The following is a 15,182-nucleotide window of genomic DNA, read 5'->3' as shown; positions in this document are numbered from 1 at the left end:
TTCGCATCTACTAATACCGCATCTGACAAGCAAAGTTCCAGTGATACTGCGTCAAACGGCGATATTTATGCCTTTTGTGAATCAGATCTCGACGATCAGGCCATTGTTCCGGCACCGCGACACGGGGGTGATGCCGGAACCGTGTCCTGCAACCCTTCCCATTCTTTTTGGGTGTAGGTGTGCAATGCCAGTGCATGTACGCTGCCTGCGAGTTCTTCAGCCAGATGCCCGTATATAGCACGATGGCGCGCCAGAAAACGTTCACCAAGGAACTTATCGGATACCATGACCACTTTGAAATGGCTTTCTGAGCCTGCCGGTACATTATGACGATAGCTTTCGTCAGTCACTTCCAGAAACGCGGGTTCAAACGCCTCGACTAACTTTGCTTCTATTTGCTCACGAATCATCGCTATCTCCTTACACCGTATCAGCAGAGAACTGCGCACGTCGGGTTCCCTTTGTCTTACATTCCTTTATCTTCACGTTCTACCCTTTAAGAATAGGCTGTTTTCCGACATCCACGTTAATCACGTTAAAAAATTTATAGATTTGATTGATAAAATCGGCGCTCAGTCTGTCAAAGAAATGGCGGCTTAGCCACGGATGCAGACCGTAATCAGCAGACCTGATGAAATAAAACGCTAAAAAATCACTTTTCCAGATTGTTGGGACTTCCACCCGCAAATGGCAATGTTATGATGGCGAGATAAATATGAGCACTATTCCCTTATAAATATTGAGAAAACACACATGTTAAAGAAAATTATTTTCCCTGTGCTGGCGATGTTGATGCTGGCCGGTTGCGCTACCAGCACCAACACGCTGGACGTTTCGCCAAAAATCGTTCTGCCATCACAAGACCCAACGCTTCAGGGCATCACTATCAGCGTTAACGGCGCTGACCAACGTCAGGATCAGGCGCTGGCGAAAGTTAACCGCGATGGCCAGCTGATTTCTCTGACCCCGTCACGCGACCTGCGTTTCCTGTTGCAGGAATCTCTGGAAAAACAAATGACTGCACGTGGTTACATGGTCGGAGCTGACGGTGTCGTCGATCTGCAAATCGTCGTGAATAACCTGTATGCGGACGTACAGGAAGGTAATCTGCGTTACAACATCACCACCAAAGCAGACATCTCCATCATTGCTACCGCGAAAAATGGCAGCAAGCAGGTGAAAAATTACCGCTCGACCTATAACGTTCAGGGCGCGCTGTCTGCGACCAACGCTAAAATCACCACCGCGGTGAACACCACGCTGGGCGATGTCATCAGCGACATGGCGTCTGACACCAGCATCAGCGACTTCATTAAAGCTAACGCACGTTAAGATTCCGTTGTTGTCAGCCTGATACTTTCTGCCCGGCCTGTCCGGGCAGAATGCTAATGAAAGCCAGTGAATTTATTCCCCGCGAAGCATCCCTTCCTTTATTATGCCCATGCGCCACTCTTTCACCTGTCCGCAGGAACATACTTTTCATGATCAGTCAGTACTTTAAGATTTTCACACAGCGTAATACGGTCATTTTACTGCTGCTGGGTTTTGCGTCCGGGTTACCGCTGGCGCTGACCTCTGGCACGTTACAGGCGTGGATGACGGTCGAGAATGTCGATCTGAAAACCATCGGTATCTTCTCGCTGGTCGGTCAGGCTTACGTCTTTAAGTTCCTGTGGTCGCCGATGATGGACCGCTACACGCCCTCTTTTCTCGGGCGCAGGCGCGGCTGGCTGGTGCTGACGCAACTGCTGCTGGTCGTGGCGATTTTCGGCATGGGCTTTATGGATCCTTCAAAGGACCTGTTCTGGCTGGCGGCGCTGGCGGTGCTGATAGCCTTTGCTTCGGCGTCGCAGGATATTGTCTTCGACGCCTATAAAACGGATTTACTCCCCGCCGAAGAGCGCGGCAACGGCGCAGCGGTTTCGGTGCTGGGTTACCGGCTGGCGATGCTGGTTTCCGGCGGGCTGGCACTCTGGCTGGCTGACCGCTATCTCGGCTGGCAGCACATGTACTGGCTGATGGCTGCCCTGATGCTGTGCGGCGTGCTGGCGACGCTGATGGCGCCGGAGCCGGAAAATTCACAACCCGCGCCGCGCACCATCGAAATGGCGGTGGTCGCTCCCTTGAAAGACTTCTTTGGCCGCAACAACGCGTGGCTGATTTTACTGCTGATCGTGATGTACAAAATGGGCGATGCCTTTGCCGGTAGCCTGAGCACCACTTTTTTAATTCGTGGGGTTGGTTTTGACGCCGGAGAAGTCGGTCTGGTGAACAAATCATTAGGACTGCTGGCGACGATCGTCGGAGCGCTGTTCGGCGGAATGTTGATGCAACGTCTGAGTCTGTTCCGCGCGCTGATGCTGTTTGGGATTTTGCAGGCCGTCTCCAACGCCGGTTACTGGATCCTTGCGGTGACTGACAAACATCTGTATTCCATGGGCGCGGCGATCTTCTTTGAAAACCTGTGCGGCGGTATGGGCACGGCAGCGTTTGTTGCCCTGCTGATGACGCTCTGCAACCGGTCATTCTCCGCCACACAGTTCGCGCTGCTGTCTGCCCTTTCCGCCGTGGGCCGCGTTTACGTCGGGCCGATTGCGGGCTGGTTTGTCGAAGCCTACGGGTGGCCGTGGTTTTATTTGTTCTCTATCGTGGCCGCCGTTCCTGGTCTGTTGTTGCTGGCGGTCTGTCGCGACACACTGGCGTACACGCAAAAAACCGACAGTTTCCTGCCCCGGATCCACTTCGCCACGCCGTATCGCTGGGCGTTGCGCTGCATGGTAGCCGGTAGCGTATTGCTCGCTCTTTGGCTGATTACGCTGATTATAAACAGTCTGGGCTGGGCGTCATGGCAATCGCTGGCAGTGACGCTGCTCGAAACCGGGGCATTCATCTGTCTGGCGGGAATTTTCCTTGGCAGCCTGCTGGATTTCCTGTCACTGCGCCGCAGCGCACGCGCCTGATTTTCCGCCATTCGTTTTGAAAATGAATGGCGGATTCGATTTAACAATTCATCTATAAATATTGCTCAACAATTTGCCGTCGAAAAAAATAATATTTTCTGTTTTTATTTTTCAGGCGCTCATTTGATGCTTTTTATTTCACCTGAAATCTACATTAATTTAACATTAATTAAACCTTCCGGCCGGATAATCGGTGAGAATAATATTTACAAATTCCGACACCCCTTGTTTTTCATCACTATAGAAAAAAATCTATACGCAACATATTGTTGCCCACTGTGAATTGTCACGATCCGTGACATGTGTGACTGCGTTAACATAAAGTGTCAACAGCGCTTTGACACTTGTTTAAGCGTGTTTACAGTCCTGCAACCTTCCCGTAAAATGCCCGCACACCTGAAGCGACAATAGAGCCCTAGTTATTGAGGTCGTTAGATGAGACTTAAGAAATACAATAAAAGTATTGGGATGTTGTCCTTATTTGCTTCCGCGTTAATGTTAAGCGGTTGCAATACGGCATTGATGGATCCCAAGGGAGCAATTGGACTTGAACAGAGAACGCTGATTTTAACGGCGATCGGTTTAATGCTGATCGTTGTTATTCCAGTTATTATCATGGCGTTTGCCTTTGCGTGGAAGTATCGTGCTTCCAACACAAAAGCAACCTACAGTCCTAACTGGTCCCACTCCAACAAAATTGAAGCCGTCGTCTGGACTGTTCCAATTATTATCATTGCCATTCTGGCAACGATTACCTGGAAGACCACCCATGCGCTTGATCCGTTCAAGCCAATCGTATCTGACCAAAAACCAATGACGGTTGAAGTCGTGTCTCTGGACTGGAAATGGTTGTTTATTTATCCGGAACAGGGCATCGCAACTGTTAACGAACTGGTTATCCCGAAAGACGTGCCTGTTCAGTTCAAAGTCACTTCAGACTCTGTGATGAACTCGTTCTTTATTCCTCAGTTAGGCGGACAGATTTACGCGATGGCGGGTATGCAGACTCAGTTGCATTTGATTGCAAATGAAGCTGGCACCTATAAAGGCATCTCGTCAAACTTCAGTGGCCGTGGTTTCTCTGGCATGAAGTTCAACACAATTGCGACCCCAACCCGTGGCGATTTCGACACCTGGGTAGCGAAAGTGAAAAGCGCACCGAACCAACTGGCAACCACTGATGACTTCAACAAGCTGGCTGCACAGAGCATCGACAACCCGGTCGAATATTTCTCTGTCGCAAAACCAGGCCTGTTCAAAGAAATCATTGGCAAATACTCCATGCATGACATGAAGGCAGCGCCAGAAGGTCATACCATGCCAATGCCTGCCGGCACTGACATGAAAGGCATGGATATGGGTGGACAGTCTCACGCAGCCGGAGCCGAGGAATAAACGATGTTCGGAAAATTAACGCTTGATTCGGTTCCGTACCATGAACCGATTATCATGGTCACCGTTGCCGCAATAATCCTGGGCGGTCTGGCAGTTGTTGCCGGTATCACCTATTTCGGCAAGTGGAAGTATCTGTGGACCGAGTGGCTGACCTCCGTCGACCACAAAAAATTAGGTATCATGTACATCATTCTGGCTTTCGTCATGCTGTTGCGTGGCTTTGCCGATGCCATCATGATGCGTAGCCAGCAGGTGCTCGCCTCTGCGGGTGAACCTGGCTTCCTGCCGCCTCATCACTACGACCAAATCTTTACCGCGCACGGCGTAATCATGATCTTCTTCATGGCGATGCCTTTCGTTATCGGTTTGATGAACGTGGTGGTTCCTTTGCAGATCGGTGCACGCGACGTTGCGTTCCCGTTCCTGAACAACGTCAGCTTCTGGTTCACCGCTGCCGCTGTGATTCTTATCAACATCTCTCTGGGTGTCGGTGAGTTCGCACAGACCGGTTGGTTGGCCTATCCGCCGTTGTCCGGTAAGGAATACAGTCCGGGGGTGGGGGTCGATTATTGGATATGGAGTCTACAGATATCCGGTATTGGTACCTTGCTGACTGGTGTTAACTTCTTTGCGACCATCCTCAAGATGCGCGCACCAGGCATGCCGCTGATGAAAATGCCGGTATTTACCTGGGCCGCACTGTGCACCAACGTGTTGATTATCGTGTCCTTCCCGATTCTGACCGTGACTGTTGCACTGCTGACTTTAGACCGTTATCTGGGCACCCATTTCTTCACGAATGACATGGGCGGCAACATGATGATGTACATCAACCTGATTTGGGCCTGGGGCCATCCGGAAGTGTACATTTTGGTTCTGCCAGTCTTTGGTGTGTTCTCTGAAGTTACCGCAACCTTCTCTAAGAAACGTCTGTTCGGTTACACCTCGCTGGTATGGGCAACCATCGCCATCACCGTGTTGTCGTTCGTCGTTTGGCTGCACCACTTCTTCACCATGGGTTCAGGCGCTAACGTCAATGCCTTCTTCGGCATCATGACGATGATCATTTCTATCCCGACCGGGGTAAAAATCTTCAACTGGCTGTTCACCATGTACCAGGGCCGTATCACGCTGAACGCAGCGATGCTGTGGACCGTTGGCTTCATTGTCACCTTCTCTGTGGGTGGTATGACCGGCGTTCTGTTGGCGGTTCCGGGTGCTGACTTCGTGTTGCACAACAGCCTGTTCCTGATTGCTCACTTCCACAACGTTATCATCGGTGGTGTGGTCTTCGGTTGCTTCGCTGGTCTGACTTACTGGTTCCCTAAATCCTTCGGCTTTACGCTGAATGAGAAATGGGGTGTGCGTTCATTCTGGTTCTGGATCATCGGCTTCTTCGTTGCATTCATGCCACTGTACGTACTGGGCTTCATGGGTATGACCCGTCGTGTCAGCCAGAATATCGATCCTGAGTTCCATCCGCTGCTGGTTATCGCCGCGTGTGGTGCAGCACTGATTGCTATCGGTATCCTCTGCCAGCTGATCATGATCTTCGTGTCTGTCCGCGACCGCGACCAGAACCGCGATCTGACCGGTGACCCGTGGGATGCACGTACTCTGGAGTGGTCAACTTCTTCTCCTCCTCCGTTCTATAACTTCGCTATCGTGCCGCAAATTCACGACCGCGATGAGTTCTGGGACATGAAAGAGAAAGGCACCGCTTACAAGCAACCTGCAAAATATGAAAAAATTCATATGCCACGTAACAGCGGCGCAGGCTTCATCATCGCTATGTTGAGTCTGGTTTGTGGTTTCGCATTAATCTGGGATATCTGGTGGCTGGCAGCAGTAAGCTTCCTCGCACTGGTAGTGACCTGGATTGTGAAAAGCTTCGACGAAGATGTTGATTACTACGTATCAGCTGAAGAAGTCGAACGTATTGAAAATCTTCATCATGAACAAATCCGTAAAGCAGGTGTGAAACATGGCAACTGATACCCTGACTAACCACGACGCAGCCCATGCAGAGCATGGGCACCACGACGCGGGTGAGACCAAAGTCTTCGGCTTCTGGATCTACCTGATGAGTGACTGCGTACTGTTTGCGAGCTTGTTCGCAACTTACGCGGTGCTGGTGCACGGGACCGCGGGTGGCCCGACTGGTAAAGACATTTTTGAACTGCCGTTCGTTCTGGTAGAAACCTTCTTCCTGCTGTTCAGTAGTATTACGTACGGCATGGCGATGCTCGGTATGAGCAAGGGCAGTGTGAAAGCAGTCAACGGCTGGTTGTTCCTGACCTTCCTGTTCGGTCTGGGCTTCATCTGCATGGAAGTGTACGAATTCCATCACCTGATCAAAGAAGGTTTCGGTCCGGATCGCAGTGGTTTCCTGTCAGCGTTCTTTGCGCTGGTAGCCACCCACGGGATCCACGTAACCTGCGGTCTGATCTGGATCATCATCATGATGGTACAGGTAAGCCGCCGTGGTCTGAACGCCGTTAACCAAACCCGTCTGATGTGCCTGAGTCTGTTCTGGCACTTCCTGGACGTTGTCTGGATCTGTGTATTCACCGTTGTTTACCTGATGGGGGTATTAGCATGAGTCATTCTGCCACTTCCCACGGCGGCGCAAGCCACGGCAGCGTGAAGTCATACCTGATTGGCTTCATCCTGTCAGTGATCCTGACGGTTATCCCGTTCGCCATGGTCATGAGCGATACTGCTTCGCATTCACTGATCATTGGTACCGTGGTTGCATCCGCGGTCATCCAGATCGTTGTCCATCTGGTGTTCTTCCTGCACTTAAGTACTGCGTCGGAAGCTCGCTGGAATCTGGTGGCATTTCTGTTCACCGCTGTGATTATCTTTATCGTCGTTGTGGGCTCATTGTGGATTATGTATAACCTCAACCTCAATATGATGGTCAGTTAAAGAGCCGAGCTGCACGTGATGATTAAGCAATACCTGCAAGTAACGAAACCAGGAATTATTTTCGGCAACTTAATTTCTGTCATCGGGGGATTCCTCCTTGCTGCCAAAGGCAACATCGACTTCCCACTCTTTCTCGCCACTTTGGTGGGCGTTTCGCTGGTCGTCGCATCAGGTTGTGTGTTTAACAACTTCATCGACCGCGACATCGACCGGATCATGGAAAGAACGAAGAACAGGGCCCTGGTAAAAGGACTTATTCCGCCGAAAACAACCCTGGTTTACGCCACTATTCTGGGTATTGTGGGCTTTGCGTTGTTGTATATCGGCGCCAATCCGCTGGCCATGTGGCTGGCGGTGATGGGCTTTGTGATTTATGTCGGCGTTTACAGCCTGTACATGAAACGCAACTCGGTCTACGGCACGCTGATCGGCAGCTTGTCGGGCGCGGCGCCACCGGTGATTGGTTACTGTGCCGTTTCCGGCCAGTTTGATACCGGTGCGCTGATCCTGCTTCTGATTTTCAGCCTGTGGCAGATGCCGCACTCGTACGCGATTGCCATCTTCCGCTTTAAAGATTATCAGGCTGCAGGCATCCCGGTTCTGCCCGTAGTGAAAGGCATTTCCGTCGCCAAGCATCATATTACCGTCTACATTCTGGCGTTTATGATTGCGACACTGATGCTTACCCTGAGCGGCTATGCAGGTTATAAATACCTGATTGTCGCAGGTGCGGTGAGTGTCTGGTGGCTGGGCATGGCACTGAAAGGTTACAAAGCTGAGAACGACGTGGTCTGGGCGAGAAAGCTGTTTGGCTTCTCCATCGTGACCATTATGTCGCTGAGCTTTATGATGTCTGTGGACTTTAATTCCGCACCCACATCGCTGCTAACCTACGTTTGGTAACCCGAGCTGTTAGCCTGACGCGCTGTCGTTCATTCCGATAATCAGCACACTGAAAGGCCAGTAGCGATACTGGCCTTTTCTTTTGTTCTGCCGGAAAGCAAAACCCGTAATATCTGCTAAAGATCCATCGTTTTACCCCAACTCGCCAAAAGCACTACAATGCACGATTGTTATTTTGAGGTAGTAATGTGAACGATAACCAGATGACCCCGCAGGAAAGTCGGGCAACATGGGGACTAGGGACAGTATTTTCTTTACGCATGCTCGGCATGTTCATGGTTCTTCCCGTCCTGACCACCTACGGTATGGCGTTATCCGGTGCCAGCGAAACGCTGATCGGCATCGCAATCGGTATTTATGGCCTTGCACAGGCTGTGTTCCAAATCCCGTTTGGATTGATGTCTGACCGCGTTGGCCGCAAACCGCTGATCGTCTTTGGTTTGATCATTTTCTGTATCGGCAGCATCGTTGCTGCATCCACCGAATCTATCTGGGGCGTGATCATTGGTCGTGCTCTGCAAGGCTCCGGGGCAATTGCCGCCGCGGTCATGGCGCTATTGTCAGATCTCACCCGTGAGCAGAACCGCACCAAAGCGATGGCCTTTATCGGCATCAGCTTCGGCGTGACCTTTGCGATAGCGATGGTGCTCGGCCCAATCATCACGCACGCGTGGGGTTTACATGCGCTGTTCTGGGCGATTGCCGTACTGACTATCATCGGCATCATCATTACCGTCGCCGTTGTCCCCTCCCCTGCCACCCATATTCTTAATCGCGAATCGAGCATGGTGAAAGGCAGCTTCGGCAAAGTACTGAGCAACCCGAAACTCCTGAAGCTGAATTTCGGCATTTTGTGCCTGCATATCCTGCTGATGTCGAGCTTCGTGGTATTACCGCAGGTGATGGAACACGCAGGCTTCCCTCCAAGCGAGCACTGGCGCGTCTATCTGGTCACCATGCTGACGTCCTTCGTCGCGGTAATCCCGGTTATTATCTACGCCGAGAAAAAACGTCATATGAAGCAGGTCTTCATGGGCTGCGTGGCGGTTTTACTGCTGGCTGAAATCGTGCTGTGGTCTGCCGGGCTGCATTTGTGGGCAGTCATCGCGGGTATCCAGCTGTTCTTCCTTGCTTTTAACGTGATGGAGGCCATTCTGCCGTCGCTTATCAGTAAAGAATCTCCGGCCGGATATAAAGGCACTGCGATGGGGCTTTATTCCACCAGTCAGTTTATCGGCGTGGCAATTGGCGGCAGCTTAGGCGGTTATGTCTACGGTAACGCCGGTGCCGGCGCTGTCTTCCTGGTGTGTGCGGCGATTGCCGTGGTCTGGCTGGTGGTCAGCTCGACCATGACCGAACCGCCGTACGTCAGCAGCCTGCGCATCACGCTGTCTGAACTGGCGGTGAAAGATTCTGCGCTGCAGGCGCGCATTATGGCGCAGCCGGGTGTGGCTGAAGCCGTGGTCGTGCCGGAGGAATTCAGCGCTTACGTGAAAGTCGACACAAAACAGACCAACCGCAAGGCGCTGGAACAGCTGGTCAGCGCTGCCTGATTTTTGCACATTTTTACTGTTAATTCCGGCGTGCCTCTAAAAATGGCACGCCATTTCATTTCGATGTTTCCCGCTGTGATACACCTCACTTAAAAATCTCCCGCAATCATTATCCTCAGGAATTCCTTAACAAAAATTCTGTCAGCCATGACGGCTTTTCAGCCTTTGGGGATCTCATGAAAACGTATGCTTTAGTGGGCACCGGCGGGCGCTCTGGTTTGTACATTGACGCGATCACCGGCAAATACCGCCACAACGCAAAGTTTGTGGCTTTCTGCGACACCAATCAGACACGCATGGATTATGCGAATCAGCAGCTGGCGCAGCGTGACATCGCGCCGGTGCCCACCTGGAAAGCCTGCGACTTCGGCGACATGCTCAGCGAGACTAAACCCGACATCGTGATTGTCACCAGCATGGATCGCACGCATGACGATTATATTGTCCGCGCCCTGCATGCCGGTTGTGATGTGATCACTGAAAAGCCGATGACCATTGATGAAAACCGTGCGCTGCGTATTCTCGATGCGGTCGATGCCACTGGCTATCAGGTTCGCGTGGCTTTCAACTACCGTTACGCGCCGCACCACGGCAAAATCCGCGAACTGCTGATGGAGGACACCATCGGCGAAGTCCTTTCTGTGCATTTTGAATGGCTGCTCAATACCGAACACGGCGCTGACTATTTCCGCCGCTGGCACCGTGAAAAGCGCAACTCCGGCGGCCTGCTGGTGCACAAATCCACCCACCATTTTGATCTGATGAATTTCTGGCTTAACAGCACGCCGGAAAAAGTTTATGCACAAGGCGACCTGCGATTTTACGGTAAAGAGAATGCCGAGAAGCGCGGCGTGACGGAGTTTTACCCGCGTGCGCACGGCTATCCGCAGGCTGATAACGATCCTTTTGCCCTGCATATGGCTGATAACGCTCAGCTCAAAGCGTTGTATCTTGATGCCGAGCACGAGGATAACTATTTCCGCGATCAGAGCGTTTTCAGCGACGGCATCAACATTGAAGATACGCTGTCGGTGCTGGTTAAATACCAGAACAAAGTGCAGATGACATATTCACTCAACGCCTATCTGCCATGGGAAGGACTGAACGTAGTATTCAACGGCACCAAAGGGCGCATTGAAATGAAAATCGTCGAGATGTCCTACGTGAATGCTGGCGGTAAACGTGAAAACGAAGGCAGTCTGGAAGAGGCGAAAATAGTGGTGTATCCGCTGTTTGCCAAAGCGTGGGAAGCCGAATTCTCACTGGGCGAAGGCGGTCACGGTGGCGGAGATAACGCCATGCTTGAGGATCTTTTTGGCGAACGTAAAGAGGATCCGTTAAAACGCGCTGCCGATCACCGCGCAGGCGCCATGTCGATCCTGACCGGTATCGCCGGCAATCTCTCCATGCAGCACGATAAACCGATTTACTTTAAAGACTTCGAGCTGGTGAAGCGGCTGCAACAAAAGAAATAGCACACATGGAAAAGGGACGCGATAAGCGTCCCTTATAACTGAGATAACCCAGTAATTTGAATTACAGCACTAATAAGTGAATCGGATCCCTGGCTGCGGCTCAAAGAACGACGATGATTAGTCGCGGAAATTCTTGAACTGGAACGGCTGTCCCAAATCCCCGTTGCGCACCAGCGCCATCACGGCCTGCAAATCATCACGAGCCTTGCCGGTCACGCGAACTTCATCGCCCTGAACCTGCGCCTGGACTTTGATCTTACTGTCTTTGATCAGCTTGACGATTTTCTTTGCCAGCGTCGATTCAATACCCGAGTGCAGTTTGGCCTCCACACTGTAGGTTTTACCGCTGTGATCCATCTGCTCCGGAATTTCCAGCGCGCCACCTTCAATCCCACGCTTGGCTAACTTCTCACGCAGAATATCTACCAGCTGGTTGACCTGAAAATCAGATTCGCTGGCCACTTTGATGCTCTCGTTTTTTTCGTTGAGATCGAAGCTGGCTGGCACATTGCGGAAATCCCAGCGGGTTTGCAGATCACGGCTGGCGTTTTCCACGGCGTTACGAACTTCCTGCATGTCGATTTCGGAAACAATGTCAAAAGACGGCATAATCGCTTCTCCCTGTAGTTTTGTATTGCACGTTATATGGCGTGCATAATACCGCCTTCAACCGCCGATGCCAAACGACAGCAAAGCTCCAGCCACAAATGGGCACGACGGTCAAAAAGTGCAGGTGAAAATGTGATGTGCAGCACAAATGTCTATACTAATACGATAACCGGACAGCAGAATATTCTTTCTACACCCGATTCCTACGGCGTAATTCGCCACCACTCCCGGGAGGCACAATGAAAATTACAGTATTAGGTTGCGGTGCGCTGGGACAACTTTGGCTATCAGCCCTTTATCAGCAAGGCCACGACGTGCAGGGGTGGATCCGCATTCCGCAGCCTTTTTGTGCCGTCAACGTGATTTCCCCGGAAGGCGTGGCGTTTAACCGTAATATGCCGACCAACGATCCGGAGCATCTGGCGCAAAGCGAGCTGCTGCTGGTGACGCTCAAAGCGTGGCAGGTTTCCAGTGCGGTCAGCGCACTGATGCCGATGCTCAATGATAATTGCACCATCCTGTTGCTGCATAACGGCATGGGCACGGTGGATGAATTACCGGCTAACCGGCTGGCTATCTTACAAGGCGCCACCACCCACGCCGCCCGGCACGAAGGTAACGCGATTATGCACGTCGCATCGGGTATGACTCACATCGGGCCGGTCACGCCGCGTGGCGCGGCGCACAGTGCGCTGGCGGATACCTTGCATCATGCGCTGCCGGACGTCGCGTGGCACGACAACATCAGGCCGTCGCTGTGGAACAAACTGGCGGTCAACTGCGTGATCAATCCCCTCACCGCGCTTCATGAATGTACTAATGGCGATCTCATCGCCTTCCCCGACCAGATTGAGCAGATTTGTCTGGAAGTGGCACAGGTCATGGCGATAGAGGGATATGAGATCCATAGCGAATCACTGCTGAGTTTTGTCTATCAGGTGATCGACACGACGGCGGCCAACCATTCCTCGATGTTGCAGGATATCCGTCATCAGCGTCACACTGAAATTGATTATATTACCGGTTACGTACTGCGCCGCGGGCGCAAACACGGGCTGAGCCTGCCGGTAAACACCCGCATATTTGAACAAATTAAAAGAAAGGAAAACGACTATGAGCGCATCAGTTCTGGTCTGCCTGGCACCTGGTAGCGAAGAGATTGAAGCCGTCACCGCAATTGATTTGCTGGTTCGCGCAGGCATTGATGTCACCACTGCCAGCGTGGCGGGCGACGGTAATCTGGAAATCCGCTGTTCGCGCGGCGTGCGTATTTTGGCGGATGTCACTCTGGTCGAGGTCGCCGACGACGACTTTGACGTGATCGTGCTGCCGGGCGGCCTCGGCGGGGCGACCTGTTTCAGTGAAAGCCCGCTGCTGGTGGAGAAAGTCCGTCAGATGCACATCAGCGGGAAAATTGTCGCCGCTATCTGCGCTGCGCCCGCGCTGGTGCTGGAATATCACGACTTATTCCCAGTCGGCAATATGACCGGTTTCCCTGGGCTGCGCGATAAAATCGATCCGAATAAATGGTCCGATCGCCGGGTGATTTTCGATCCGCGCGTCAATCTGCTGACCAGCCAGGGACCGGGCACGTCGATGGAGTTTGCCCTGAAGATTATCGATCTGCTGCTCGGTAAAACTAAGGCCGCCGAAATCGCCGCGCAGCTGGTGCTTGCGCCGGGGATTTACAACTATACCGATGAAGGCGCCCGCGAATCCTGACCGGAACCTCAGAAAGTAAAAAGGGGCTCAGCGATGCTGAACCCCTTTATTTTTATCGCCGTGAAAACTAAGGGCGATAAACTTTCACATTGTTAAAGCCCTGCTCTTTCAGATACAGCGCCTGCAAACGACTCATGACGCCGCGATCGCAGTACAACAAATAGGTTTTGCTCTGATCCAAATCGCCGAACTGCGTCGCCAGCTTATAGAATGCCAGCGTCTTCACTTCGACATTCTCCAGTGCCAGCGGGTCTGCTTCAGCTTCATCCGGCGCACGCACGTCGAGCACGATATCGGTAGAAACAAACTCAGCGACGGTTTCGACTTCAGGAACTTCCTGAGCGGCCTGCTCAGCAATTTCACGGATGTCGACGTTTCGCGCTTCGCTGACCACTTTATCCAGCACCGAGAAATCGAACATCGCTTCTTCAGCTTCGATTTTAGCTTTCACCGCTTTTACGGTCGGGCTTTTCGAAATCACACCGCAATATTCCGGCATGGTTTTGGCGAAGTCTTCGGTGCCGATTTCACGGGCAATCTTGATGATGTGCTCTTTATCGTGAGAAATCAGCGGACGCAGGATCAGCGTGTCAGAGACGTTGTCGATCAGGCGTAAGTTGGTCAACGTCTGGCTAGACACCTGGCCCAGCGCTTCGCCGGTCACCAGCGCCTGTACACCGTAACGTTCTGCGATAGAAGACGCTGCGCGCACCATCATACGTTTGAGAACGACGCCCATCTGACCGTCTTCAATTTTTTCCAGGATCTCACCGACCACCGGTTCAAAATCAATGGCGATGAAGCGCACGCGGTGTGAGCTGCCAAAACGGTTCCACAGGTAATGCGCCACCTGTTTTACACCGATTTCATGAGCCGCGCCGCCGAGATTAAAGAAGCAGTAATGCACACGGCAGCCACGACGCATCAGCATATAACTGGAAACGCCGGAGTCGAAACCGCCGGAGATCAGTGACATCACATCTTCCTGCGTGCCGATCGGATAACCGCCCTGACCTTCGAGACGGCTTTTCACCAGCACCAGTTTGTCGTCGTTGATTTCCAGCTTCACCGTAACTTCTGGCGAAGTCAGGTTCACCCGTGCAGACTCAATGTGTTGATTCAGACCGCCGCCCACGTAGCGTTCTACGTCGCCGGAGCTGAATTCATGCTTACCGCGACGTTTAACACGCACGCAGAAGGTTTTTCCTTCCACTTCAGAACGATAGGCTTCAAGCGCCTGTTCGAAAATGTTATGCATGTCGGTATAAGGACGATCTTCCACTTCTTCTACGTAGCGGATGCCCGGAATGCGGCACAGCATTTCCTGGATGAGATCGTGTTTGCTTTCGTCTTTGCTGCGAACTTCGATATGATCCCAATGGCGTACGACTGCCAGCGTCTCATCATGCGGTCGCACAATGTTGCGAATGCTGCTTGAGAGGATCTTAATGAAGCGCAAACGCACAGATTGGCTCTTGATGGTGATTTCAGGGAACAATTTAATGATAAACTTCATGGCAGTCTTTTGTTAGCAGGTTAAAGAACGGGGGTAGTAAGTCGCTGAATAAGGATCTAGGATCCTATTATTGCTAAGCCTTATGTTTGTTTATGAATCATCAGTTTTGTGCCACATT

The 15,182-nt window shown here is 51.9% G+C and carries 14 protein-coding genes; 11 read left to right on the top strand and 3 right to left on the bottom strand.

The features are described from left to right. Positions 1 to 95: 95 nt before the first annotated feature. Positions 96 to 410, bottom strand: a complete 315-nt coding sequence (bolA, locus tag TU92_RS02085; RefSeq protein ID WP_112164311.1) for a transcriptional regulator BolA — start codon at positions 408 to 410, stop codon at positions 96 to 98. 343 nt (positions 411 to 753) lie between these two features. Between bolA and TU92_RS02075 the strand changes: the two genes are divergently transcribed. From TU92_RS02075 to TU92_RS02035, 9 genes are all read left to right on the top strand, one after another. Then, a complete protein-coding gene (locus tag TU92_RS02075; protein ID WP_112164309.1) occupies positions 754 to 1,332 on the top strand; it encodes a lipoprotein in 579 nt (192 codons plus the stop codon). Positions 1,333 to 1,481: 149 nt separating this feature from the next. Further along, complete coding sequence (gene ampG / locus TU92_RS02070) at positions 1,482 to 2,960, top strand: muropeptide MFS transporter AmpG (RefSeq protein WP_112164308.1); 1,479 nt, start codon at positions 1,482 to 1,484, stop codon at positions 2,958 to 2,960. A gap of 435 nt (positions 2,961 to 3,395) precedes the next feature. Then, positions 3,396 to 4,355, top strand: a complete 960-nt coding sequence (gene cyoA / locus TU92_RS02065; RefSeq protein WP_112164307.1) for a cytochrome o ubiquinol oxidase subunit II — start codon at positions 3,396 to 3,398, stop codon at positions 4,353 to 4,355. 3 nt (positions 4,356 to 4,358) lie between these two features. Then, positions 4,359 to 6,350, top strand: a complete 1,992-nt coding sequence (cyoB, locus tag TU92_RS02060; protein WP_112164306.1) for a cytochrome o ubiquinol oxidase subunit I — start codon at positions 4,359 to 4,361, stop codon at positions 6,348 to 6,350. Then, positions 6,340 to 6,957, top strand: coding sequence for a cytochrome o ubiquinol oxidase subunit III (locus TU92_RS02055; protein ID WP_112164305.1), 618 nt, complete (start codon positions 6,340 to 6,342; stop codon positions 6,955 to 6,957). Before cyoB ends, TU92_RS02055 begins: the two co-directional genes overlap by 11 nt. After that, on the top strand, positions 6,954 to 7,286 hold the full coding sequence (locus tag TU92_RS02050) for a cytochrome o ubiquinol oxidase subunit IV (RefSeq protein WP_056771051.1): 333 nt from the start codon (positions 6,954 to 6,956) through the stop codon (positions 7,284 to 7,286). The genes TU92_RS02055 and TU92_RS02050 overlap by 4 nt, the downstream gene beginning before the upstream one ends. Before the next feature lie 18 nt (positions 7,287 to 7,304). Beyond that, positions 7,305 to 8,189 carry a heme o synthase gene (gene cyoE / locus TU92_RS02045; RefSeq protein WP_112164304.1) on the top strand — a complete coding sequence of 295 codons (885 nt, stop codon included), beginning with the start codon at positions 7,305 to 7,307 and terminating at the stop codon, positions 8,187 to 8,189. 188 nt (positions 8,190 to 8,377) lie between these two features. After that, positions 8,378 to 9,742, top strand: coding sequence for an MFS transporter (locus tag TU92_RS02040; RefSeq protein ID WP_112164303.1), 1,365 nt, complete (start codon positions 8,378 to 8,380; stop codon positions 9,740 to 9,742). Between the two features lie 176 nt (positions 9,743 to 9,918). Continuing rightward, a complete protein-coding gene (locus tag TU92_RS02035; RefSeq protein WP_112164302.1) occupies positions 9,919 to 11,217 on the top strand; it encodes a Gfo/Idh/MocA family protein in 1,299 nt (432 codons plus the stop codon). A 117-nt stretch (positions 11,218 to 11,334) separates the two neighbouring features. Here TU92_RS02035 and TU92_RS02030 read toward each other — a convergent pair whose 3' ends face one another. Beyond that, the gene (locus TU92_RS02030) at positions 11,335 to 11,826 is read right to left on the bottom strand and encodes a YajQ family cyclic di-GMP-binding protein (RefSeq protein WP_112164301.1); all 492 of its coding nucleotides are present in this window, start codon (positions 11,824 to 11,826) and stop codon (positions 11,335 to 11,337) included. Between the two features lie 239 nt (positions 11,827 to 12,065). Here TU92_RS02030 and panE point away from each other — a divergent pair, with 239 nt between their 5' ends. Both panE and yajL read left to right on the top strand, forming a co-directional pair. Further along, positions 12,066 to 12,977: a 2-dehydropantoate 2-reductase gene (gene panE, locus TU92_RS02025; protein WP_112164300.1), complete on the top strand. Its 912-nt coding sequence runs from the start codon at positions 12,066 to 12,068 to the stop codon at positions 12,975 to 12,977. Next, positions 12,940 to 13,548, top strand: coding sequence for a protein deglycase YajL (gene yajL / locus TU92_RS02020; RefSeq protein WP_112164299.1), 609 nt, complete (start codon positions 12,940 to 12,942; stop codon positions 13,546 to 13,548). Before panE ends, yajL begins: the two co-directional genes overlap by 38 nt. 67 nt (positions 13,549 to 13,615) lie before the next feature. On the opposite strand, the gene thiI is transcribed toward yajL, so the two are convergent. Next, a complete protein-coding gene (gene thiI / locus TU92_RS02015; RefSeq protein ID WP_112164298.1) occupies positions 13,616 to 15,064 on the bottom strand; it encodes a tRNA uracil 4-sulfurtransferase ThiI in 1,449 nt (482 codons plus the stop codon). Between the last annotated feature and the right edge of the window lie 118 nt (positions 15,065 to 15,182).

The sequence above is a fragment of the Rahnella inusitata genome, assembly GCF_003263515.1.
GTDB lineage: Bacteria > Pseudomonadota > Gammaproteobacteria > Enterobacterales > Enterobacteriaceae > Rahnella > Rahnella inusitata.
Note: the sequence above shows the minus strand (reverse complement) of the source record. Positions and strands in the feature narration are given on the sequence as shown.